A 20,949-nucleotide genomic window follows, 5' to 3' on the forward strand; every position below is an offset into this window, starting at 1 on the left:
TCACTGCTGCTGCATGCGGTCGCGGTGCTCGTCCCGGGCCCGTTCCAGATCCCGCTCGGCCTGCTCCCGCTCCTCGCGGGTCTCGGCCTCCTCCAGGGCGCGCTCGGCGGCCCGCTCGGCACCGCGTTCCACCCGTTCGGCACAGCCCCCGAGCAGGAAGGCGCCAAGCAGCGGGATCAGCAGCGTCCAGCCGCGGGGCATAACCGACCCTCCTTACCGATTGACCCGATTGCGCAGCTGCTCGAGGTGATCCTCGGCGGCGCCGCGCAGATCGGAGCGCAGGCCGCCGTCGTCATCGGCACCGATGGCCCGGAAGTAGGCGTCGAAGTCCTGCTCCAGGTCGTACTGGGACATCACCACCCAGCGCCCGTCGTCGGTGACGTCGGTGCGCTTGACCTGCACCCCGACCAGGGTCTGGTCGATCCACTGCTCGGTGCTCTGCTGGAGCTGCTGCCGGGTTCGCGCCCCCTCCTCGTCCCGGCCCAGATCCTGACGGTCGAAGTACTCACTGTTGAGCGCCTGGATGGTCTGGGTCAACTGCTCGGCAATCTCGGCGGCGGCATTGGTACGCGCCTGTCGGCGCATCTGATCCGGGTAGTCCGGCTCGGCCTGGGAGACGCCGAAGCCGTAGACCACCATGGACTCCTCCGGCGTGTCGCGCTGGACGTACCAGCCCGGCAGGCCCAGCCGCTCCTCGGCCTCCGCATCGGTGGGGTCGGGGGCGTCGTCGGGGGTGGTGCTGCAGCCGATCAGGGCCAGGGCCGCGGCGGCCGCCAGCAGCGGCGCAGAGAGACGGTTCAAGGGCATGGGTCCTCCAGGATCGAAGCCGCGTCGTGGGTGTCCTCCACCGCTTCTACTATAGCCCCTTTCACCCCTGCTGCGTACCAGGGTATCCCGGGGCTAGAAGATGCGACCGAAGACCATGTGCACGCCGGCGTTGCCCCCGGTATCGGCGTGCAGGCCGACGTAGCCGGTGCGATCGACCATGACGTCGAGCTGGGTGTAGGCGCCGCTGAGCCGGTCGTGCTCGAAGCCCTCGCGGCGGCCGTCCACGTACTGATCCCCGTCGATGACGCTGACGTACCCGCCCACGGTCCAGCGCACCGGGCCGACACGCACCATGGGCCCGAGTCGCGCCTGCAGCTCGGTCCACTCGCGCTCGATCTCGGTATCGCCGCGGCTGCCGTCGACGTCGTGCCAGGTGTAGCGGACCTCGCCGAGGAGGCTCACCGGCTCGCGGTGGAACAGGTGGGAGCGCACCCCGGCGCCGATGTAGTAGCCGCTGAGGCGGGTGGCATCGGCGACGGGATCACCGGGGTCGTCCACCCGCGAGCGCAGCCAGCCGCCGAAGAGGCCGGGCTGGATCTGCGGGTTGCCCACTTCGAAGAGCTGGAAGCCGAGGCGACTGGTGCGGTGCTCGACGGTGCGATCCCCGTAGTCGAGGTCGGTCTGGTAGTGCTCGCCGGTCACCCGCAGGTCGACGTCGTAGCCGCGCTCGCCCTGATAGCCGTGGCCCATCGCCGGCCCGGCCGCCACCGTCGCCACGGCGGCGATCAGGGCGGCCCGGGCACGACGGAGGGGATGGCTCATCAGCGTTTCATGGCCTCGAAGAACTCGGTGTTGGTCTTGGTGTCCTTGAGCTTGTCGAGGAGGAACTCGATGGCGGCCACCTCGTCCATGTTGTGCAGGAGCTTGCGCAGGATCCAGGTCTTCTGCAGCTCCTCGGGGGTCATCAGGAGTTCCTCGCGCCGGGTCCCAGAGCGGTTCAGGTGGATGGCCGGGTAGATGCGCTTCTCGGCGATCTTCCGGTCCATGTGCAGCTCCATGTTGCCGGTGCCCTTGAACTCCTCGTAGATCACCTCGTCCATGCGCGAGCCGGTCTCGACCAGGGCGGTGGCCAGGATGGTGAGGCTGCCGCCCTCTTCGACGTTGCGCGCGGCACCGAAGAAGCGCTTGGGCCGGTGCAGGGCGTTGGCATCCACGCCCCCGGTGAGCACCTTACCGGACGACGGCACCACCGTATTATAGGCGCGCGCCAGGCGGGTGACGGAGTCGAGCAGGATGACCACGTCCTTCTTGTGCTCGACCAGGCGCTTGGCCTTCTCGATGACCATCTCGGCGACCTGGACGTGGCGCGAGGCCGGCTCGTCGAAGGTCGAGGAGACCGTCTCGGCGCTGAGCACCGAGCGGGCGAACTCAGTGACCTCCTCGGGCCGCTCGTCGATGAGCAGGACGATGAGGTAGCACTCCGGGTAGTTGTAGGTGATGCTCTGGGCGACGTTCTGGAGCATCATCGTCTTGCCGGCCTTCGGGGGCGAGACGATCAGCCCGCGCTGGCCCTTGCCGATAGGCGCCACCAGGTCAATGACCCGGGCGGTGAGGTCCTCGGTGGAGCCGTTGCCCCGCTCCATGCGCATGCGATCGCGGGTGAACAGCGGAGTGAGGTTCTCGAAGAGGACCTTGTTCTTGGCCGCCTCCGGCGGCTCGAAGTTGATCTGGTCGACCTTGAGCAGGGCGAAGTAGCGCTCGCCGTCCTTCGGGGGGCGGATCTTGCCGGTGATGGTGTCGCCGGTGCGCAGTGCGAACCGGCGGATCTGGCTGGGCGAGACGTAGATATCGTCCGGCCCGGCCATGTACGAGGCATCCGCGGAGCGCAGGAAGCCGAAGCCGTCCTGGAGGATCTCGAGGACGCCGTCGCCGTAGATGGAATCGCCGTTCTTGGCATGAGCCTTGAGGATGGCGAAGATGATGTCCTGCTTCCGGGAGCGGGCAGTGCCCTCGATGCCCATGGACTGGGCGATCTCCAGGAGTTCGGTGGCTGGCTTTCTCTTGAGCTCGGTGAGATTCATGGTTCGCTTCGGCGTGGGGAGGGTCACGGGGGCGCCGGCCCGCCGGCCGTCCGCAGGGGCGCGATGGCGCGGGACTCAAGCCGGGGGCGGCGCTGCGGCAGTTGTTCTACAGGTTGCTGTCGATGAACGCGGTCAGCTGGGACTTGGACAGGGCGCCGACCTTGGTGGCCTCGACGTTGCCGCCCTTGAACAGCATCAGCGTGGGGATCCCGCGGATGCCGTACTTCGGCGGGGTCTCGGGGTTCTCGTCGATATTCAGCTTGACGACCTTGAGGCGGTCGCCGTAATCGGCGGCGATCTCTTCGAGGATGGGGCCGATCATCTTGCAGGGCCCACACCACTCGGCCCAGTAGTCCACCAGCACGGGCACGCTGGCTTGAAGCACTTCCTGCTCGAAATTCTGGTCGGTGGCGTGCACGATTGCGTCGCTCACGGTAGAAGACCTCCAGGTTCGATTGCGTCGATATGGGCGGAGCCGCTGCACGGGGCTCGGATAATTGGAAACTGCTCGTTGATTGGAACCGAGGATCCCGACAAGGGGGCCGAGTGCGGGATTGGGCGCTGCGCTGCCCCAGGAGCCGGCGCGCGACGCGCTGATGTAGTAGAACGGAAAATAGCGGCCCTGGGCCGGCGTGTCAACTGCGCTGGCACGCGCCGAGGGCCTCGCAGCAGCGCAGGCCGCGCTGCGCCACCTCCTTGAGATCGCGCAGGGCGTCGTGGGCAGCGAGGATCCGCTCCTGGGTCTGCTCGCCGGCACCCTCGTCGGCGATGGCCGCCGCCCGCGCCGAATCCGCCGCCTGCTCGAGTTCGATCACCCGGGCGCGGAAGCAGCACAGGCGCTGGCACTCGACGCAGTTGAGGGTGGCCTCGCTCTTGCGCAGCAGCTCCTCGAACACCGCCCGCAGTACCGGCGACGCACCGGGATCGCTGCACACCGCCGCCACGGCCTCGGCGATGCAGTGGCTGATGCGGGTCAGCTGCGCTTCAACCTCTTCGAGGGGGGCCATGGACTCGGCCACTGGGGTTACCTCCGCTGCGGAACAACCTGCTCTCCCCTAATGATGCGGGTGAGACTCCACAATCACAAGTGCCCGACTGGCGGCCTAGCGCCGCGCCTCCCAGGGGAGCCCGTCGGTGACCCGCGCCCAGTCGTAGGCCGGGTCGCCCACGGCGATGAAGTCCGGGTTGAGCAGCGAGGCACCGGTGTTGTAGCGCAGCGGCTCGCCGCCGACGTCCATCAGGCAACCGCCGGCGACCTCCAGCACGCACTGCGCGGCCCCGGTATCCCACTCGCAGGTGGGCCCGAAGCGCGGGTAGAGATCGGCCTCGCCCTCGGCGATGCGGCAGATCTTCAGCGAACTGCCCACCGAAAGCTCGCGGTAGTCCCCGAGGCGGGCGAGGATATCGGCCACCGCTGCCTCGCGGTGGGAGCGACTGACGACGGCGGTCAGCGGCGACGCGGCGGCGCGCGTGCGGATGCTGTGGCGCTGGCCGCCGGCCTCGCGCCAGGCGTCTACGCCGGCCGTCGCCGCCCAGGTCACCCCCAGGTCCGGGGCGTGGACCACACCGAGCACCGGCCGACCATCGACCACCAGGGCGATGTTGACGGTGAACTCGCCGTTGCGCTTGATGAACTCCCGGGTTCCGTCCAGCGGGTCGATCAGCCAGTACTGCCGCCACGCCTGCCGTTCGGCAGGATCGATGTCCTCGCCCTCCTCGGAGAGCTGGGGCAGATCGGGGGTCAGCGCGGTAAGCCCGGCCTTGATGGCGTCGTGGGCGGCCTGGTCGGCCCGGGTCAGCGGGCTGTCGTCCGCCTTGGCCTCCACCTCGAAATCGGCGGTACGGTAGACGGCCATGATGCGTTCGCCGGCCTGCTCGGCGATCTCCCGCACCGGCTCCAGCCAGTGCTGCCACGGTTGCTCTGCCATGATCCCTTCCGTGTTGTTCCGGCGCGGGTTACGCCGCGCGCCCTGCCAGATGATCCCGCGCCAGATAAAGCGCGGTGATCGAGCGTGCCTCGGTCAGATCGGACTGGCCGAGGAGGCGTTCCAGTTCCCCCAGAGGCCAGGGCACCACCTCGATGGGCTCCGGCTCGTCGCCGGGCAGGCGGTGCTCGAAGAGACCCTCGGCGAGGATGAGCTGGGTGCGGTGGCTGAAGTAGGCCGGCGCCAGGGTGACACTGCGCAGCACGGTGAGCGCCTCGGCGCCGTAGCCGACCTCCTCCATGAGCTCGCGGTTGGCGGCGCGCAGCGGATCCTCGCCGGGTTCCACGCGCCCCTTGGGCAGCCCCAGTTCGTAGCACTCGGTGCCGGCGGCGTACTCGCGGATGAGCAGCACCTCGCCGCGGGCCGTAACCGGGACGACCAGCACCGCCCCAGCTGCGCTCCCGCCCAGGCGCTCGTACTCCACCTCGACGCCGTTGCCAAAGCGCAGCCCCACCGCCTCGATGCGGAACAGCCGCGAGCGGGCGACGGTGCTGCGGTGGAGCGTCTCCGGGTAGCGATCGCTCATCGGGCCTGCCTTTCTCAGCGTCCGGACATTGTACATATGCCGCCCCGACGGCGGCGAGCGCCGTTTCAGGGCACCAGCCGTGCGGCGTGAGCGGCGATGACCCGCTCCTCGTCGGTGGGGATGACCCAGGCGTTGACCGCGCTGCCCGGCGTCGTGATCCGCGGCCCGTCGGCCGCGTTGGCGGCGTCGTCGAGTTCCAGACCGAGCCAGCCCAACCCCTCAAGGATGCGCTGGCGCACCGGGGCAGCGTGCTCGCCGATCCCGGCGGTGAAGACCACGGCGTCGAGCCCGCCGAGCACTGCAGCCAGGCCGCCGATCTCGCGCAGCGCGCGGTGGCAGAAGAGGTCGATGGCCTCGGCGGCGGCCGGGTCGTCGCTGTCGAGGAGCACGCGCATGTCCGCGGAGACCCCGGAGACGCCCAGAAGGCCCGACTCCCGGTAGAGGAGGCGCTCGATCTCGGCCGGCGTCATGCCCTCCTGCTGCAGCAGGTACAGGATCACCCCGGGGTCGATGTTGCCGCAGCGCTGCCCCATGGGCAGGCCGTCGAGGGCGGTGAAGCCCATGGTGGTAGCCACGCTACGCCCCTGATCCAGGGCGCAGAGGCTGGCGCCGGCACCCAGGTGGGCGACCACGGTGCACCCGTTCGCGGCGTCCGGATCGTATTCTGGCAGGCGGGCGGCGATGAACTCGTAGGAGAGCCCGTGGAAGCCGTAGCGCAGCACGCCGCGCTGCTCGTAGGCGCGCGGCAGGGCGAAGCGTTGTGCCACCGCGGGCTGCGTGCGGTGGAACGCGGTATCGAAGCAGGCCACCTGGGGCAGGTCCGGGGCCACCCGGCCCACCGCCTCGACGGCGGCCAGGTTGTGGGGCTGGTGCAGCGGCGCCAGGGGTTCAAGGCGGTGCAGGGCGTCGAGGACCGCCTCGTCAATCACCACCGGCGCGCTGTGGACCTGACCGCCGTGCACCACGCGGTGCCCCACGCCCACCAGGGTCAGATCGCCCAGATGGGCGTGGACGGCCTCGAGCACCGCCGCCAGCGCTGCATCGTGGTCGGCACCCGCACCCAGCTCACGGGTGGTCACGGCGCCGTCGAGGTCGTCCACATGCAGCCGCGCTGCCCCCCCCAAACCTTCCACCTGACCGCGCAGACGCACCTCCAGGGTGCCGTCATCCTCGCGGCGGTAGACGGCGTATTTGACGCTGGAGGAACCGGCGTTGAGGACCAGGATGGCGTCGGGCATGGACTCGGTCCCGCGGCTAGAGGTGGGCTAGGCCGCGGCGCTTGCGCTCGGCCACCAGCAGCGCAACGGCGCAGGAGGCCAACCGGGCGATGACGTCGTCGGCCCGTGAGGTCAGCACGATGGGCACCCGGGCCCCGAGGACGATCCCCGCTGCCTCGGCGTCGGCCAGGTAGTAGAGCTGCTTGGAGATCATGTTGCCGGACTCCAGGTCCGGGGCGATGAGCACGTCCGGATTGCCGGCCACCCGCGACTGGATGCGCTTGGTGCGCGCCGCACTTTCGGAGATAGCGTTGTCGAAGGCCAGCGGGCCATCGAGCAGACCGCCGGTGATCTGCCCCCGATCGGCCATCTTGCACAGGGCCGCGGCATCGAGGGTCGAGGGGATCTCCGGGTTCACCGACTCGGTGGCCGAGAGGATCGCCACCTTGGGCTCCGGCACGCCGAGGGCGTGGGCCAGCTCGATGGCGTTCTGGCAGATGTCCCGCTTGCAGGCCAGGTTGGGGGCGATGTTGATGGCGGCATCGGAGATCAGCAGCGGCCGCGGGTAGGTGGGCACGTCCATGGCGTAGACGTGGCTGATGCGCCGCTCGGTGCGCAGCCCCTTCTGCCGGCTGACCACCGCGCCCATGAGCTCGTCGGTGTGCAGCGAGCCCTTCATCAGCCCCTCGACCTCGCCGCGGCGGGCCAGGTCCACGGCCGCCTCGGCGGCCTGGTGGGAGTGCTCGACGTCGATGATGGGCGTCGCGCCCAGCTCGACCCCGGCCTCATCGGCGGCGGCGCGGATCTTGTGCTCGGGCCCGACCAGGGTGAGGGTCATCAGCCCGTGCTCCGCCGCCTGCATGGCGCCTTGCAGGGCCAGGGCGTCCACCGGGTGGACCACGGCGACGCTCATCGGCGTCAGCTCGTCGGCCATGTGCAGCAGGCGGTGGAGCTGCCGGCGGCGCCCCTTGCTGGTCCCGGCCAGGCTGCTCGGCTCCCCGTTGATGCGCTCGGTGGGCACGCGCACGGTGATCTGCCCGCTGATCACCGGATCGCCACTGTCCTGGACCGCCCGCGCGGCGATCACCGCCTGCCCGGTCTCGGCGTCCTTCTCCACCACCTCCAGGGTAATGGTCACCACGTCGCCGATGGCCACACTGCCCTGGTAGCGCAGGTCCTGGGCCACCGGCTGGGTCCCGGGACCCGGCAGCTCGGTGCAGACGGCGTTGACCAGCATGGTCCCCGGCCACAGGCCCTCGCCGAGGGTGCGCACGTCCTGGTGGTTGAGCCGACTGGTGGTCTCCACCTGCTGGCCCACGTGGAGCTCGTCGAAGAGGAAGTTGCGTACGGTCATCGACCTGCTCTGGCTCACGACTGCAGCACGTAGGTGCCGGGGGCTTCGGTCAGGGGCTGGTACGTCCCCTCGCTCTGGCCCAGGCTCGGCGGTGCCACCCGGCTCCCCGAGCGCTCGCGCAGCCACTGCTCCCACTCCGGCCACCAGGAGCCCTGCTGCTCAGTGGCCTTCTCCAGGAAGACGTGGGACGGCACGTAGGGATCCCCGTAGCGGCGCGCGAGGCTGCGGTAGATGCGGCGTGGGTGCCCCGGGGGCGTGACGATGCCGGCGTTGTGGCCGCCCTGGGTCAGCGCGAAGGTGACATCGGCCCGGGGCAGGAAGCGGTTGATCTTGTAGACCGAACGCCACGGCGCGATGTGGTCCTTCTCGGTCCCCACGGCGAAGGTCGGCACCTGGATATCGCCGATGTGGATGGGCTGGCCACCCACGTCGTAACGATCCTCGACGAAGTCGTTGTTGAGGAACAGATCGCGCAGGTACTCGCTATGCATGCGGAAGGGCAGCCGGGTGGTATCGGCGTTCCACGCCATCAGGTCGATCACCGGGGCCCGCTTGCCCATCAGGTAGTCGTGGATCAGCCGCGAGTAGATCAGGTCCTTGGAGCGCAGCAGCTGGAAGGCCCCAGCCATCTTGGCGCCGTCCAGGTAGCCCTTCTCCCACATCATGTCCTCGAGGAAGGTGACCTGGCTCTCGTCGATGAACAGCTCCAGCTCGCCGGGCTCGGTAAAGTCCGCCTGGGCCGCCAGCAGGCTGAGGCTGGCGAGGCGGTCATCGCCATCTCGCGCCATGGTCGCCGCGGCGAGCATCAGCAGGGTGCCCCCCAAGCAGTAGCCGACGGTGTGGACCTTGCGTTCGGGGACGATGGTGGTCACCGCCTCCAGGGCGTCCATGACGCCTTCCCGGCGGTAGGTATCCATGCCCAGATCGCGGTCCTCGCTGCCCGGGTTCTTCCAGGAGATGACGAAGACCGTATGGCCCTTGCTGACCAGGTACTCGATCAGGGATTTGCCGGGGCGCAGGTCGAGGATGTAGTACTTCATGATCCACGCCGGGCAGATGAGGATCGGCTCGGGGTAGACGGTCTTGGTGGTGGGCTGGTACTGGATCAGCTCCATGATCCGGTTGCGGTAGACCACCTTGCCCGGCGTCACCGCCAGGTTCTCGCCCACCTTCCAATCTTCTGCGCCCACCGGTGGACGGTCACTGATGGTGCGCTCGGTGTCCTCAAGCAGATTGGCAAACCCCTGCACCAGATTGGCACCGCCCTGGCTGAGGGTCTCCTCGAGCACCTCGGGGTTGGTGGCCAGGAAGTTGGAGGGGGAGTAGAAATCGAGCACCTGGCGACCGAGGAAGTTGACCACATCCTCGTGGTGCTGAGTCACCCCGCGGTTCCCGGTGGTGGCGCTGTGCCACCACTGCTGGGTGAGCAGGAAGCCCTGCTCCAGGACGTCGTAGGGGAAGCGCTGCCACTGCTCGGCGGAGAAGCGGTCGTCGCCCGGCCAGGGCTTGGCGCACGGCTCCGGGCAGGTGCCGGTCATGCGGCTGAAGACGTAGGCATTGTAGCGCATGGCGTTGCGCATGGCCTCGTCCATGAGCGCGAACTGCTTGCCCGGGTGGGTCGCCAGGTGAACGGCCCAATCAAAAGTCGCCAGCGACACCGCCGCCGGCGAAAGCCCTTGCGTATAACGGCCCAAGCCGGCGTTGAACAGCCGATCTGCGGTCAGCGCCTCGCGCTCACTCTCTTCGAATTCGGGCATCAGGGAATGGACCATGGCGGTTCCTCGGCATTGCAGAATGGGCCGCGCACGGCGCTTCCAGCCACCGTGCCGCAGTGCACAATCTCGGCCCTGGGGGCGGGTGGTGTCAAGTCGGGATTGAGGCGATACCCGCCCCCCAAGGAAAGGCGTGGATTACGGCACCGACCACTGGTACACCTGCCCGGCGAACTCGAATTCGTAGGAGTCCTGATCGTTGTCTGTTGCTCGCCTGCGGACGGTACCACTGAAGGGCTGACCGGCCAGCTCGGTATTCAGGGACAGAGTGTAGTCGTCGAGCTGCTCCGCGGTGCCCGAGTAGGCGCCGTCATCACCGAGATCGACCTCCACGCGCAGGGTGTCGTCGTCTTCCTTTTTGATGGAGACGTTACGGTCGTCGTCGTCGTCGTCGTCCTCAAGCGTGAACGGCGACTCCTGATTGAAGTCGAATTTGCCCCGTTTGCACTGACTGGCGTCCGGGCCGTTGCCGTTGTCGAAGTCGTGTTCTCCCAGCTTCTCCTGGTAACAGACCACATCCAGCGCCGCGGAGAAGTCGCCGTTGTCACCCACCGAATAATCCTCTTTTTCGGTGAGATGTTCGACGATGGAGTCGAAGTCAACCTCCGCATGATCCGGGACCCCGCTGTCGTCATCCGCACCCCGCAACACGCGGGTCGCCGCCTCGATGGCTCGGGCCCGCGCGGCGACGTCGTCGACTTCGAACCCATTCTTGAAATCGCCGTCGTCGCCGAGGAGCGCCGTACCGAACAGCCCGTTATCACCGCCAATCAGGTCCTCCCACAGGGCCTTCAGGTGGTCGACGAGCTTATTTGGTAGGTCGTTCTCCGCATCCTTGCCGACGGCCGCCGCGGCGCGTTCCTCGGCCGTCTCGACCACCTGACGGATGAAATCCTCCAGACCGGTTTCCGAGGGGCCGCGCCGATCATCCACCCAGTGCTCCGCCAGCGCCGGATAGACGTAGTGGCCGGCATCCGCCGGGACCCCGTCACCGTCGAGATCGGCGTATCGATCTTCCAGCCAGGCCGCGACCACCTCGACGAGTTTCTGCGCCTGATAGCCGGTACGGATCAGATGCAGGCGGCCGGCGTCCGAGTAGTCCCCATCGCCGAAATCGAGGTAATCACCCGTCAGGTGGCGCATCTGCAGATCCAGATCGCCCTCGCGGTTCTCGGCGTTGAGGAATCCGGTGCGCTGATCGTCGCTGAGATCGGTCAGCAGGGCGGTGATCGGCGTAATGGTGGCCCCGCCGCCGTGATCGGCGTCACGGCTCAGGGTCACGGGCACCCGCAGGCCGTGGAACTGGTCCCGGCCGTCGGCCACCCGGAGCACCACCCGCTCGAGGCCCTCCACCTGGGCCTCCAGCGAGAACTCGCCGGCGGTGTCTGAACCGTTGCCGGTGCGCACACTCGGGTCGAAACTGCCGCGCCATCCGGTCTCGCTGCGGTCGAGGTAGACCCGCCCCCCGGCAATCGGGCCGTCCACGGCGCGACCGGTGAAGGTCTCGGTGCTGGAACCGGTATCCTGATCGCTGCTGCTGTCGAACAGCTCGCAACCACCGAGCACCGCCGCGGCGGCCGTCCCAAGAAACAGGGTCCGGCACACCTTAGAACGAGACATCGAGACCGAGGTTAAGCATCGCGGAACGCGGGTAGTCTTCATCGTCGTACTCCACCCCGTCCAGGCTGTAGGCGAGATCCAGCTCCAGGGTGCGGAACAGGGTCAGCCCCGTTGTGACGTAACGCAGTTCACTGCCGGCGAGGTTCTCACGGTAACCGAAGCGCCACTCGGGCATGAGGCGCAGCGCCGGGGCCGCCGATACACTGACCGCCGCCCACTGCACCTCATCACCCACCGGGTCGCGCACGTCACTGAGATCCAGGGATCCGGCCAGGACCCAGGTCCGATCCTCATTGTAGGCCGCGGCCTCGAGGGTCATCTGCGGGTCGAGGGTCCAGGTCTCGCTCAGGTCGATCCGGCCGGCGAAATCCTGGGCGGCCTCGCAGCGTGTCTGCGCCTCGCCGTCGAGACGGTCGCAGCCCTCCCCCACCGCCGGGTAGTCCAGGCGGGGCTTGTTGAGGTTCCGTGCCGTCGCGCCCAGCTGGTAGCGGTCGGCCTCCCAGACCACACCCGCATTGGCGCCAATAGCGGTATCCCGTTCCTGATTCGCGTCGTACTCGTCGCTGAGGGTGTCACCGACGTCCTCGGTGTCCTGCAGCGGTACGACAATCTTCGACAGATCACTCTGGTAGTGCGTCAGGGACGCCCCAGCGTGCAACCGCCCACCCCCGGCGGACCAGACCGGCTGTCCGTAACCCAGTGTCAGCTCCCGCAACACCGCCCCCTTCACGTAGAGCGAGGTATTGGTCGACAACTCCGCCGTTTCATCTTCAATGTCCGCCGTCAGCGGGGCATCGAGGATACCCAGCCGCGACTGGCCACTGTAGCGCACACTCAGGGACAGCCCACCCTCGCCCCAGGGCAGTGCCATACGAACGGGGGCTGCGGCGTGGCCGGTGGCCTTGACGTAGCCATCCCGGCCGGCGTCTTCGAGGAAGGCCTGGAGCCGCTCGACCTCCTCCTCGACGGCTGCCTGGAAATCCGCAGAATCCTCGAAATCCCCGGGACTGAGACCGTCGTCGAGGCGATCCTGCAGGTCATCGAGTTCGTCGATGAGCTGATCCACCGGCCCCAGCTCCGCTGCCAGACCTGCGTGGATGCCGGCCTGAAACCGCTGGCGCTGCAGCCCCAGGGCCGCCGGATTCCCCCCGGCGCCCGCATGATGGGGGTGGCTCACACTGCCCAGCGTCAGGGCCGAGCCGGCGCTCATGCCCACCGGCGTCGCCAGCGCCAGGGGCGCGGCAGCCGAGGCCGACCCGGCCACAACCAGAGCCATCAGGCGGCGGGATGCGCTTGGCAGGATCACCATGGCGTTACTCCCCATCGCTGCCGAAGTCGGCGCCAACAATCAAGCGCACGTCGGCCCCGGGCCCGATCGGCGGATCGGCCCGGTACACCTCCTGGACACCCGGCAGTGCCTCACCGAGTTCCACCGCGGCCTCTTCGTAGGCCTCGCGGTACTGGACGACGCTGGCGTCGCGCATCGATGCCTCCGGACGCTCCATGCGCCGGACCACGTGGTGCCCAAGGCGCTCCAGGCGGGCCACTGCCTCACTGGCGTGCTGGCGTTCACCGGAGCGGTTCACTACCTCGACCTCCAGGGTTCCGGCGCGGCGCTTGACCAGGTCGATCACCTCGCCGTGCTCGGAGAGCCGTCCCGCCTGCCGGGCCTGACGCTGGGCGATCCCCGTCTGCTCCTGGGTCATCCGCTCGTGGCGATCCTCTAGCTCGGCCAGGCGCGCCTGCAGCTCACGGCGCGGCGCCGGGGCCTGCGGCCGATGGGTCAATGAGAGCTGTACTGTGGACTCCGGCTCGACGCCACGGTCGGCCAGCTCGCGCCCTGCAGCGGCGCGCAGGGTGGTGTTCGCGGTCGGTCGATAACTGAGACCGGGACGGATCACGAAGGCGAATTGGTTCTGCACCTCTTCGCCACTGAGGCCGATCACGGTGCGCACATCGGCACCGACGCCCCAGCCTGCGCCTAAGGGGTATTCGATGCGATTGGCGTAATGCAGGCGGTTGACGGCCTCGTAGCCGGGGCCATCGCGCAGGGCCGCGTCGCCCCGCTCCAGGCCGAGGTAGCCGTCCAGCCGGATGCCCCGTTCACCCAGTCGGTCACTCAGGTGAACGGCCACGCCCAGCCCATCGCTGCCACTGCCGAGGGGTGGATCCGCCGGGAGCAACCGACCGTGGACCGCCAGGGTCACGTCGGGGCCTGCGTCACCCTCACGCAGCGGCAGGCCGAGTTCCAGCTCCACACCGTGCAGATCGCGCCGATCATCCTCCTGCTGGACAGGGAGCCCCACGCGAAGATCGTAACCCGCGGCAAGCCCGAAGCGGGCTGACGGCGACAGACGCAGAACGTCGTCCCGCGACTCCGCGTCGTTGCCAGGCGGCTCTGCCCAGCTGAACCGCTCGACCCCGAAGCGGTGCTCGGTGGCGCCGTCCTCCAGCACTCCGCCACTCCGATACTCCAAAGCGGCCGTCGCCACCGGCAACGCCAGCAAGACCCCGACCAGACCGGCCTGCCAGCCCACTCGGCGTGGCTCTCGTTCCCATCCTTCCATCGATACCGACAGTCCCAGCATCCATCCTTTCCCGGCTTAGCGGCCGGCCTGGCAGATTATTGAGCCGCGGGGCCGATGAGCCGTCGTGATCCACGTCGCCGGGGCTCACCGCGGCGTCGATGTTCAGCACGCGGCCGGTCAGGACTCGCCGCCGCGCAGCAGCTCCATGGGGCTGACGCGCCAGTCCCGGCGCGCCCCCAGCCAGCCCGCGCCGGCCACCGTCACCGCGCCCAGGACGGTGCCCAGCACCACCACGCCCCAGGGGAAGGCGTAGGTCAGGTCGAACAGGTGCCGGGCCGCCAGGTAGCCGCCGGAGGCGGCGGCGATGCCGGCCAGCAGTCCGGCCAGGGCCCCGGAGGCGGCCAGCTCGGCCACGGCGATGGCCTCCAGCCGTCGCCGCGAGGCGCCCAGGGCGCGCAGCAGCGAGGCCTCGAAACGCCGCTCGGCCGCCGCCGTGCGCAGGGCGGCGAGCAGCACCACCACCCCGGCCACCAGGGTCAGGGCGGCCATCAGCTCCACCACCCGCGCCCCCTGGCCGATGATCCGTCGGGCGGTATCGAGGATGGCGCCGACATCCAGCGGGGTCGCACCGGGGAAGCGCTCGTTGAGCTCCGGCAGCACCCGCTCGGCGGCGTCCCCCAGGCGGAAGCTGGTGATGTACTCGGGGTGGGCGTCGACCATCCCCGGTGCGGCGATGACGAAGAAGTTGGGGTTGAAGCTGTCCCAGCGCAGTTCCCGCAGCGAGGTCACCGTGCCGCTGACCGGCTCGCCGTCGATGACGAAGGTGATCTCGTCGCCCACGTCGATACCGACGCGCTCGGCGTAGCCGGCCTCCACCGACCATTCGTCACCCGGCTCGTCGCCCCACCACTCGCCGGCGACCACGCGGTTGTCCTCGGGCAGGGTCTCAGCCCAGGTCAGGTTCAGGTCGCGATCGACCATGCGCTGGGTGCGCGGCGAATCGAAGTCGTCGGGCCGGATGCGCGCCTCGTTGATGGCGTCGAGCCGGCCGCGGGTGATGGCGTAGAGGGTCACCTCGGTATCCAGTTCCTCGGCGAGGAAGGCCTGCAGCGGCTCCACCTCCTCCGGGGCCACATCGATGAGGAAGGTATCCGGGGCGTCGTCCGGGATCCCGGCCTGCCAGGTATCCAGCAGGTCCTCGCGGACCGCCGAGAGGAGCAGCAGCGCCATCAGGCCCAGTCCCACGGCCACCACCTGCACCACGGTGGCCCCCGGGCGGCGGCTCGGGCCGGTGAGCCAGAGCAGCCGCGAGCCGCTGCGCGCACGCAGCCAGCCGGCCAGGCGCACGGCGGCGTAAGCCGCCGCCGCCAGCGCGGCCAGGGTGGCGGCGGTGGCCCCGAGGACCACACCGGCCAGGGTCAGATCGCCGGCGCGCCAGACCATCAGTGCCGCGATCACCGCCGCCGCCACCGCATAGGCGCCGCCGGAGCGGACCACACCCGCCCCGGCGGTGCGCCGCAGCACCCGCATCGGCGGGACGTGGCGCAGCCGCGCCACCGTCGGCAGCGCGAACCCGGCGGCGGCCGCCACGCCGAGGCCGATCCCGTAGAGGGCCGGCAGCGGCCCCGGGGCCGGCAGGTTGGGCGGCAAGACGTCGGCGAGCAGGGCGATCATGACCGCGTGCAGGGCGAAGCCGATGGCCGCACCGAGGACCCCGGCGGCCAGCGCCACGGCACCCAGGACCGCCGTCTGGATGGCCACCACCCGACCCTGCCGGGCCCCAAGCACGCGCATCACCGCCACCCGATCGAGCTGGGCCACGGCGTAGTGGCGGGCGGTGAGCAGCACGGCGGCAGCGGCCACCACCACGGTGATCAGCGCCGCCAGCCCGAGGAACCGCTCCGCCTGGCCGACGATCTCCTGGATGGCCGGCTGGGCTTCGGTCCCGGTGAGGACCTCGGCCTCCGGCCCATCGGCATCGCGCAGCCACTCGGCGAAGGCGTCCAGCTCGTCCTCGGGACCGGCCAGGAGCAGGGCGTGACGGACCCGTGCGCCCTCCCCCACCAGCCCGGTGCCGGCGATGTCCTCCCACGCCAACAGCACCCGCGGCGCCACCGTGCCGAACATGCCGGCCCGGTCGGGCTCGGCGGTGACCAAGCGCTCCATGGGCAGCTGCATGTCGCCGATTTCCAGCGCTCCGCCGAGCTCGGCACCGAGCAGATCGAGCAACCGCGGCTCGACCCAGACGGCACCCGGCCCCGGCCGTTGTTCCGCCACCCGGTCGTCGGCGTCCCGGGCGTCGGCAGTTCGCAGCTCGCCGCGCAGCGGGTAGCCGGACTCCACCGCCTTGACCGAGACCAGCCGGGTCCGGCCATCGGCGGCGACCACGGTGGGGAACTCCACCGTGCGCGCCGCCTGCAGGCCCCGCTCCCGCGCCGCATCGAGCCAGTCGTCGGGGGCGGCCTCGTCGGTGCGCACCAGCCGATCGGCGGCGATCAACTCCGCCGCCCGTTCCGTGGTGGCCGCCCCCACCCGGTCGCCCAGCCAGCCCACTGCGGTCACCGCGGCCACGGCCACCACCAGCGCCGCGGCGAGGATGCCCAGCCGGCCGGCGGCCAGATCGCGGCGCAGGAAGCGCGCAGCCAGGCGGAGCGTGGTGCCGGTGGCGGAGATCGGTGCGCTCATTGCGACAGCACCCCCTCGCGGAAGCGGTAGACGGTATCGCACCGCTCGGCCACCGAGGGGTCGTGGGTCACTAGCACCAGGGTGGTGTTGTGCTCGCGGTTGAGGGCGAAGAGCAGATCGACGACCTGGGCGCCGGTGGCGTCGTCCAGGTTACCGGTGGGTTCGTCGGCCATCAGCAGCCGCGGCTCGGTCACGAAGGCACGGGCGATGGCCACGCGCTGCTGTTCGCCGCCGGAGAGCCGTTCAGGGGTGTGGTGGAGGCGGTGCCCCAGCCCGACACGCTGCAGGGCGGCGGCGGCGGCCTCGCCATCGCCACCGTAACCGGAGAGCTCCAGGGCCAGGCGCACGTTCTCCAGCGCCGAGAGCCCGCCGAGCAGGTGGAAGGCCTGGAAGACGAAACCGATGCGTCCGGCCCGCGCCGCGGCGCGTCCGTCCTCATCGAGGGCGGTCAGATTGGCCCCGGCCACCCAGACCTGGCCGCTGGTGGGCTGCTCCAGGCCGGCGAGCAGCCCCAGCAGGGTCGACTTGCCGGAGCCGGAGGCCCCGAGGATGGCGACGCTCTCGCCGGGGCGGATGGTAAGATTCAGGTGATCGAACAGGGCGACCTCACCGTCCGGGCCGCGGAAACGCATCCCCAGGTCGCGGGCCTCCAGGGCCGGGTGGGCGGTTTCCGCCGGGGCGCGGGCGTCGGCTTCTTCCTTCAGCATCGGGTGTACGCTCCTATGGCTGGTTCCAGCTGCTTCTCGCTCTCCCTGCGCCGGGCGCTCTGCGCCGCGGCACTGGCCCTGCTCTTGGGGCCGTCGGCGGCCACCGCCGAGCGGCCGACCATCCTCATCTTCGGCGACTCACTCTCCACCGCCTACGGGTTCGACCGCGACGAGGCCTGGCCCGTTCTCCTCGAGGCACGCCTGGACGAGGCCGACCGGCCCCACCGGGTGGCCAACGTCAGCCGCAGCGGCGAGACCACCAGCGGCGGGACACGGCGTCTGCCCGACGCCCTGGAGGAGCACGAGCCGGAGATCGTCCTCCTCCAGCTCGGCGGCAACGACGGCCTGCGCGGGCAGCCACCGGAGCGGATCCGGAGCAATCTGCAGCAGATGATCGAGCAGGCGCGCGCGGTCGACAGCCGGGTGCTGCTCATCGGCATCCGCATCCCCCCCAACTACGGGCGAACCTACACCGAGCAGTTCGCGGCCATCTACCCCGAGCTGGCCGACGAGCAAGACGTGCCGGTGATCCCCTTCCTGCTCGAGGGGGTCTGGGACCGGGACGGGATGATGCAGGACGACGGCGTCCACCCCACGGCCAAGGCGCAGCCGGAGATCGCCGAGACGGTCTGGGAGACCCTGCGCGAGATGCTCGACGGACCCTCCTGACGGCCGGTCCGACACCCTTCGAGCACACGGCCATGGTGGTTCGTCCTACGGGGGGCAGCGGCGGGTCTGCGAAGGGACGCCACAAGTCCATCCCTAGAGGCTCCACGCTCGCCATCCCTGGCGAGCGAGGCCCTTGGCAGACCCGCCGCTGCCCCCCGTAGGACGAACCCGACCCGGCCTGGGCGGCCGTCAGGAGGGGGCCTTCTCCCCGCCGAACCACTCCATCAGGCGCGGGATCAGCGTGCGCAGCTCGAGGGTCATGAGCGAGAAGTCGGCATCGAGCTGTTCGGCCTGGCTCTCCGGGTCGCGATCGCCGGCCTGCTCGCGGATGACGTCGTGGAACTTCAGCCGACGCAGGCTCAGATCGGTGTCGATCACCGCGCTGAGACGCTCGCTGTAGGTCACCGCCAGCCGGCGCACCCGCTTGCCGGCGTCGATGTGGGCGCGCATCTCCTCCGAGGTCAGGTCCTGGCGCTTGACGCGGACCTCGCAGCCCTCGGCGTTGGGGTCCTCGAGCACGGCCTCCTCGCCCAGCTCAAGGTCGCCGGGGAGCTGCTGCTGCGCCAGCCAGCGGGTCATGATGGTGCCCGGCCCCATCTCCGTCTCCGGCGGGCTCAGGGTGAGATCCCCCCACGCCTCGCGGAGCTGCTCGACGAAGTGCTCGGCCTGCTTCTCGGAGCCGGCATCCACCACCAGGTAGCCGGCCTCGGTATCCAGGTAGCCCCAGGTGCGCTTGTGGCGGCTGAACGCCCGCGGCATGAGGTCGGTGACCACCTCGTCGCGGATGCGATCCCGCTCGCGCTTGCGCACCTTGCGGTGCTCGGCGGCCTCCACCGCACCGATCCGCTCGTCCATCGCCTCGCGGATCACCGCGGCGGGGAGCAGCTTGGTCTCCTCCTGCAGGCAGAACAGCAGGCTACCGGCGGCGGCGTGCACCAGCGGCGCCCCCGGACCGAGCGGCGGCACGAAGCCGCTGCGACTCGGCTCCAGCGCCCCGCAGGGGGTGAAGGCCAGCGCGGCCAGACGCTGATCCGCAGTCTCCGGGTCGTAGGCGACCTGGTCGCGGAGGCGGTAGGGGATGAGATTACGAAACCACATGGGGTGCCAGTCGGTTGCGCAGGTTCAGGGCGCGCTCGGCGGCCTCCTGCCGGTCCTCGCCGAGGACGGTGATATGGCCCATCTTCCGGCCGGGGCTCGGCGCCCCCTTGCCGTAGAGGTGCAGGGTGGCCGTCGGCTCCTGGTAGACCTCGGCCCACGGCGGCGTGCCGGCATCCCAGACGTCGCCGAGCAGGTTCACCATGGCCGCCGGGGCCAACCGCCGGGTACTGCCCAGGGGCAGTCCGCAGATGGCACGCAGCTGCTGGTCGAACTGCGAGGTTGCCGCCCCCTCGATGGTCAGATGCCCGGAGTTGTGCGGGCGCGGGGCGATCTCGTTGACCATCAGCCGCCCGGCGCCGTCGATGAAGAACTCCACGCAGTAGGTGCCGACAGCGTCGAGACCCTCGCCCACCGCTCGGGCGATCTCCACGGCCTGCCGGCACACCGCCGGGTCGAGCTCGGCGTCGCCGATCGATAGATCGAGGATGTGGTGCCGGTGGCGGTTCTCGGTCACCCCGTAGTGGGCGAAGCTGCCATCGACGCCGCGGGCGGCGACCACGGAGACCTCCATGGCGAGATCGACGCAGGCCTCGACCACCGCCTCGTCGGCGCCGACAGCCGACCACGCGGCCGATACCTCATCGGCGCTCTCCACCCGGGCCTGGCCCTTGCCGTCGTAGCCCAGCCCGGCGCTCTTGATCACCGCTGGGGCACCGATACGCGCCACGGCAGCAGCCGCCTCCTCGGGGCCGTGAACGGCCTCGAAGGGCACCACGGGCAGGCCGTGTTCGCGCAGGAAGGTCTTCTCCAGAATACGGTGCTGGGTGGTGGCCAGAGCACGGGGCGATGGCCGCACCGGCAGGCGCTCGGCGGCGGCCTCGACGGCCGCACGCGGCAGGTTCTCGAACTCGTAGGTGAGCACGCTCACCTCGTCGGCCAGGCTGGACAGCAGCTCCGCCGTGGGCTCGGCATCGTGCACCCGATCCGCCACCTGCCCGGCCGGCGCCTGCCCGGCGCCGGGGGCGATGACGTGCACCCGGTAGCCCGAGCGGCGCGCCGCCATGGCGAGCATGCGCCCGAGCTGACCGGCGCCGAGGATCCCGATGGCTGCACCGGGGAGGATCGGCGCCGGGCCGCTCACGAGAGTTCCTCCCCGTAGACACGCTCGGCCTGTTGGGCACGGAACGCCCTCAGGGCTTCAGCGTAGCGGGGCTCCTCGCGGGCCAGCATGGCCACGGCGAACAGCGCGGCGTTGCGCGCCCCGGCGGTGCCGATGGCGAAAGTCGCCGTGGGCACACCGGCCGGCATCTGCACGATGGAAAGCAGCGAATCGAGGCCGTTGAGGGCCTTCGACTGCACCGGGACGCCGAGCACCGGCACGATGGTCTGCGCGGCGAGCATGCCGGGCAGATGCGCCGCGCCGCCGGCGCCGGCAATGATCGCCCGCAGGCCACGCTGCTCGGCCTCGGCGGCGTAGTCGGCCATCAGTTGCGGGGTTCGGTGGGCAGAGACCACCCGGGCCTCGTGGGGCACCTCGAAATCGCGAAGCACCTCGGCGGCGCCGGAGAGGGTATCCCAGTCGGAACTGCTGCCCATCACGACGCCCACTAAAGGCTGCGCGTCGGTCATAGCGGGTTCACTCGCAAAAGCGAAAATTGTAGCACGGGCGGGAAGATCAGGAACGGATGTTGAGCAGCGTGCCGGTCATCTCGTCGACGGCCCGCACCACCCGGACCCCGGCGTGACCCTGCTGTTCGTAGCTCAGCGACTGGATGACCGCGGTGTTCATCTCCTCGGAGCGCGGATCGGCCTGCGCCGTCACCCGGGCCACCTGGGCGGCGGTCCGGGTCAGCCCCTCGTCAGCGCGGTGGATGGCCTGCATCCCCGACGGGTTGAAGGAGGTCACGTCCATGGCAACGCGCTGCTCGCACCGTTCACT

Annotated in this window: 21 protein-coding genes; 1 reads left to right on the top strand and 20 read right to left on the bottom strand. The window is 70.0% G+C overall.

What is annotated here, in order from left to right:
• The 16 genes from HHAL_RS10365 to HHAL_RS10440 all read right to left on the bottom strand — a co-directional run bounded on the left by HHAL_RS10365 (position 1) and on the right by HHAL_RS10440 (position 17,243).
• Complete coding sequence (locus tag HHAL_RS10365; protein ID WP_011814838.1) at positions 1 to 201, bottom strand: hypothetical protein; 201 nt, start codon at positions 199 to 201, stop codon at positions 1 to 3.
• A 12-nt stretch (positions 202 to 213) separates the two neighbouring features.
• Positions 214 to 807 (bottom strand): LPP20 family lipoprotein, encoded by a 594-nt coding sequence (locus tag HHAL_RS10370; RefSeq protein WP_011814839.1) that lies wholly within the window; start codon positions 805 to 807, stop codon positions 214 to 216.
• Positions 808 to 900: 93 nt separating this feature from the next.
• A complete protein-coding gene (locus HHAL_RS10375) occupies positions 901 to 1,590 on the bottom strand; it encodes a hypothetical protein (protein ID WP_011814840.1) in 690 nt (229 codons plus the stop codon).
• On the bottom strand, positions 1,590 to 2,849 hold the full coding sequence (gene rho, locus HHAL_RS10380; protein WP_011814841.1) for a transcription termination factor Rho: 1,260 nt from the start codon (positions 2,847 to 2,849) through the stop codon (positions 1,590 to 1,592). Before rho ends, HHAL_RS10375 begins: the two co-directional genes overlap by 1 nt.
• A gap of 106 nt (positions 2,850 to 2,955) precedes the next feature.
• Complete coding sequence (gene trxA / locus HHAL_RS10385) at positions 2,956 to 3,282, bottom strand: thioredoxin TrxA (protein WP_011814842.1); 327 nt, start codon at positions 3,280 to 3,282, stop codon at positions 2,956 to 2,958.
• A 202-nt stretch (positions 3,283 to 3,484) separates the two neighbouring features.
• Positions 3,485 to 3,868, bottom strand: coding sequence for a hypothetical protein (locus tag HHAL_RS10390; protein WP_011814843.1), 384 nt, complete (start codon positions 3,866 to 3,868; stop codon positions 3,485 to 3,487).
• 84 nt (positions 3,869 to 3,952) lie between these two features.
• Positions 3,953 to 4,777: a 3'(2'),5'-bisphosphate nucleotidase CysQ gene (gene cysQ / locus HHAL_RS10395; protein WP_011814844.1), complete on the bottom strand. Its 825-nt coding sequence runs from the start codon at positions 4,775 to 4,777 to the stop codon at positions 3,953 to 3,955.
• A 28-nt stretch (positions 4,778 to 4,805) separates the two neighbouring features.
• A complete protein-coding gene (gene nudE / locus HHAL_RS10400) occupies positions 4,806 to 5,360 on the bottom strand; it encodes an ADP compounds hydrolase NudE (protein WP_041595173.1) in 555 nt (184 codons plus the stop codon).
• A gap of 65 nt (positions 5,361 to 5,425) precedes the next feature.
• Entirely contained in the window at positions 5,426 to 6,598 is a 1,173-nt protein-coding gene (locus tag HHAL_RS10405) for an acetate/propionate family kinase (RefSeq protein WP_011814846.1), read from the bottom strand.
• A 16-nt stretch (positions 6,599 to 6,614) separates the two neighbouring features.
• A complete protein-coding gene (locus HHAL_RS10410) occupies positions 6,615 to 7,931 on the bottom strand; it encodes a bifunctional enoyl-CoA hydratase/phosphate acetyltransferase (RefSeq protein ID WP_011814847.1) in 1,317 nt (438 codons plus the stop codon).
• 14 nt (positions 7,932 to 7,945) lie between these two features.
• Positions 7,946 to 9,703, bottom strand: coding sequence for a PHA/PHB synthase family protein (locus tag HHAL_RS10415; RefSeq protein ID WP_011814848.1), 1,758 nt, complete (start codon positions 9,701 to 9,703; stop codon positions 7,946 to 7,948).
• A 138-nt stretch (positions 9,704 to 9,841) separates the two neighbouring features.
• Complete coding sequence (locus HHAL_RS10420; RefSeq protein ID WP_011814849.1) at positions 9,842 to 11,323, bottom strand: hypothetical protein; 1,482 nt, start codon at positions 11,321 to 11,323, stop codon at positions 9,842 to 9,844.
• Positions 11,310 to 12,632 carry a conjugal transfer protein TraF gene (locus HHAL_RS10425; protein WP_011814850.1) on the bottom strand — a complete coding sequence of 441 codons (1,323 nt, stop codon included), beginning with the start codon at positions 12,630 to 12,632 and terminating at the stop codon, positions 11,310 to 11,312. The genes HHAL_RS10420 and HHAL_RS10425 overlap by 14 nt, the downstream gene beginning before the upstream one ends.
• A gap of 4 nt (positions 12,633 to 12,636) precedes the next feature.
• On the bottom strand, positions 12,637 to 13,911 hold the full coding sequence (locus HHAL_RS10430) for a LytR C-terminal domain-containing protein (RefSeq protein ID WP_011814851.1): 1,275 nt from the start codon (positions 13,909 to 13,911) through the stop codon (positions 12,637 to 12,639).
• Positions 13,912 to 14,028: 117 nt separating this feature from the next.
• Complete coding sequence (locus HHAL_RS10435) at positions 14,029 to 16,536, bottom strand: ABC transporter permease (protein ID WP_011814852.1); 2,508 nt, start codon at positions 16,534 to 16,536, stop codon at positions 14,029 to 14,031.
• On the bottom strand, positions 16,533 to 17,243 hold the full coding sequence (locus tag HHAL_RS10440; RefSeq protein ID WP_011814853.1) for an ABC transporter ATP-binding protein: 711 nt from the start codon (positions 17,241 to 17,243) through the stop codon (positions 16,533 to 16,535). The genes HHAL_RS10435 and HHAL_RS10440 overlap by 4 nt, the downstream gene beginning before the upstream one ends.
• Positions 17,244 to 17,258: 15 nt before the next feature.
• Between HHAL_RS10440 and HHAL_RS10445 the strand changes: the two genes are divergently transcribed.
• The gene (locus HHAL_RS10445) at positions 17,259 to 17,912 is read left to right on the top strand and encodes an arylesterase (protein WP_011814854.1); all 654 of its coding nucleotides are present in this window, start codon (positions 17,259 to 17,261) and stop codon (positions 17,910 to 17,912) included.
• 189 nt (positions 17,913 to 18,101) lie between these two features.
• Here the strand turns inward: HHAL_RS10445 and HHAL_RS10450 are convergent, their stop codons facing one another.
• From HHAL_RS10450 to HHAL_RS10465, 4 genes are read right to left on the bottom strand one after another with little or no spacing between them, the layout of a single operon-like run.
• On the bottom strand, positions 18,102 to 19,010 hold the full coding sequence (locus HHAL_RS10450) for a recombination-associated protein RdgC (protein WP_011814855.1): 909 nt from the start codon (positions 19,008 to 19,010) through the stop codon (positions 18,102 to 18,104).
• The gene (locus tag HHAL_RS10455; protein ID WP_011814856.1) at positions 18,997 to 20,151 is read right to left on the bottom strand and encodes a 5-(carboxyamino)imidazole ribonucleotide synthase; all 1,155 of its coding nucleotides are present in this window, start codon (positions 20,149 to 20,151) and stop codon (positions 18,997 to 18,999) included. Before HHAL_RS10455 ends, HHAL_RS10450 begins: the two co-directional genes overlap by 14 nt.
• Complete coding sequence (gene purE / locus HHAL_RS10460) at positions 20,148 to 20,639, bottom strand: 5-(carboxyamino)imidazole ribonucleotide mutase (protein WP_011814857.1); 492 nt, start codon at positions 20,637 to 20,639, stop codon at positions 20,148 to 20,150. Before purE ends, HHAL_RS10455 begins: the two co-directional genes overlap by 4 nt.
• A 46-nt stretch (positions 20,640 to 20,685) precedes the next feature.
• Entirely contained in the window at positions 20,686 to 20,922 is a 237-nt protein-coding gene (locus HHAL_RS10465) for a hypothetical protein (RefSeq protein WP_011814858.1), read from the bottom strand.
• Between the last annotated feature and the right edge of the window lie 27 nt (positions 20,923 to 20,949).

It is taken from the genome of Halorhodospira halophila SL1 (assembly GCF_000015585.1).
In the GTDB taxonomy this organism is placed as follows: Bacteria; Pseudomonadota; Gammaproteobacteria; order Nitrococcales; family Halorhodospiraceae; genus Halorhodospira; species Halorhodospira halophila.

What these genes read in the sequence shown, in the direction of transcription:
- HHAL_RS10465 (WP_011814858.1), bottom strand. Translation starts at nt 20,922, where the DNA reads ATGGACGTGACCTCCTTCAACCCGTCGGGGATGCAGGCCATCCACCGC.
- HHAL_RS10450 (WP_011814855.1), bottom strand. Translation starts at nt 19,010, where the DNA reads ATGTGGTTTCGTAATCTCATCCCCTACCGCCTCCGCGACCAGGTCGCC.
- HHAL_RS10375 (WP_011814840.1), bottom strand. Translation starts at nt 1,590, where the DNA reads ATGAGCCATCCCCTCCGTCGTGCCCGGGCCGCCCTGATCGCCGCCGTG.
- nudE (WP_041595173.1), bottom strand. Translation starts at nt 5,360, where the DNA reads ATGAGCGATCGCTACCCGGAGACGCTCCACCGCAGCACCGTCGCCCGC.
- HHAL_RS10410 (WP_011814847.1), bottom strand. Translation starts at nt 7,931, where the DNA reads ATGACCGTACGCAACTTCCTCTTCGACGAGCTCCACGTGGGCCAGCAG.
- HHAL_RS10365 (WP_011814838.1), bottom strand. Translation starts at nt 201, where the DNA reads ATGCCCCGCGGCTGGACGCTGCTGATCCCGCTGCTTGGCGCCTTCCTG.
- purE (WP_011814857.1), bottom strand. Translation starts at nt 20,639, where the DNA reads ATGACCGACGCGCAGCCTTTAGTGGGCGTCGTGATGGGCAGCAGTTCC.
- HHAL_RS10435 (WP_011814852.1), bottom strand. Translation starts at nt 16,536, where the DNA reads ATGAGCGCACCGATCTCCGCCACCGGCACCACGCTCCGCCTGGCTGCG.
- HHAL_RS10405 (WP_011814846.1), bottom strand. Translation starts at nt 6,598, where the DNA reads ATGCCCGACGCCATCCTGGTCCTCAACGCCGGTTCCTCCAGCGTCAAA.
- HHAL_RS10445 (WP_011814854.1), top strand. Translation starts at nt 17,259, where the DNA reads ATGGCTGGTTCCAGCTGCTTCTCGCTCTCCCTGCGCCGGGCGCTCTGC.
- HHAL_RS10430 (WP_011814851.1), bottom strand. Translation starts at nt 13,911, where the DNA reads ATGCTGGGACTGTCGGTATCGATGGAAGGATGGGAACGAGAGCCACGC.
- HHAL_RS10420 (WP_011814849.1), bottom strand. Translation starts at nt 11,323, where the DNA reads ATGTCTCGTTCTAAGGTGTGCCGGACCCTGTTTCTTGGGACGGCCGCC.
- HHAL_RS10370 (WP_011814839.1), bottom strand. Translation starts at nt 807, where the DNA reads ATGCCCTTGAACCGTCTCTCTGCGCCGCTGCTGGCGGCCGCCGCGGCC.
- rho (WP_011814841.1), bottom strand. Translation starts at nt 2,849, where the DNA reads ATGAATCTCACCGAGCTCAAGAGAAAGCCAGCCACCGAACTCCTGGAG.
- HHAL_RS10425 (WP_011814850.1), bottom strand. Translation starts at nt 12,632, where the DNA reads ATGGTGATCCTGCCAAGCGCATCCCGCCGCCTGATGGCTCTGGTTGTG.
- HHAL_RS10440 (WP_011814853.1), bottom strand. Translation starts at nt 17,243, where the DNA reads ATGCTGAAGGAAGAAGCCGACGCCCGCGCCCCGGCGGAAACCGCCCAC.
- HHAL_RS10415 (WP_011814848.1), bottom strand. Translation starts at nt 9,703, where the DNA reads ATGGTCCATTCCCTGATGCCCGAATTCGAAGAGAGTGAGCGCGAGGCG.
- cysQ (WP_011814844.1), bottom strand. Translation starts at nt 4,777, where the DNA reads ATGGCAGAGCAACCGTGGCAGCACTGGCTGGAGCCGGTGCGGGAGATC.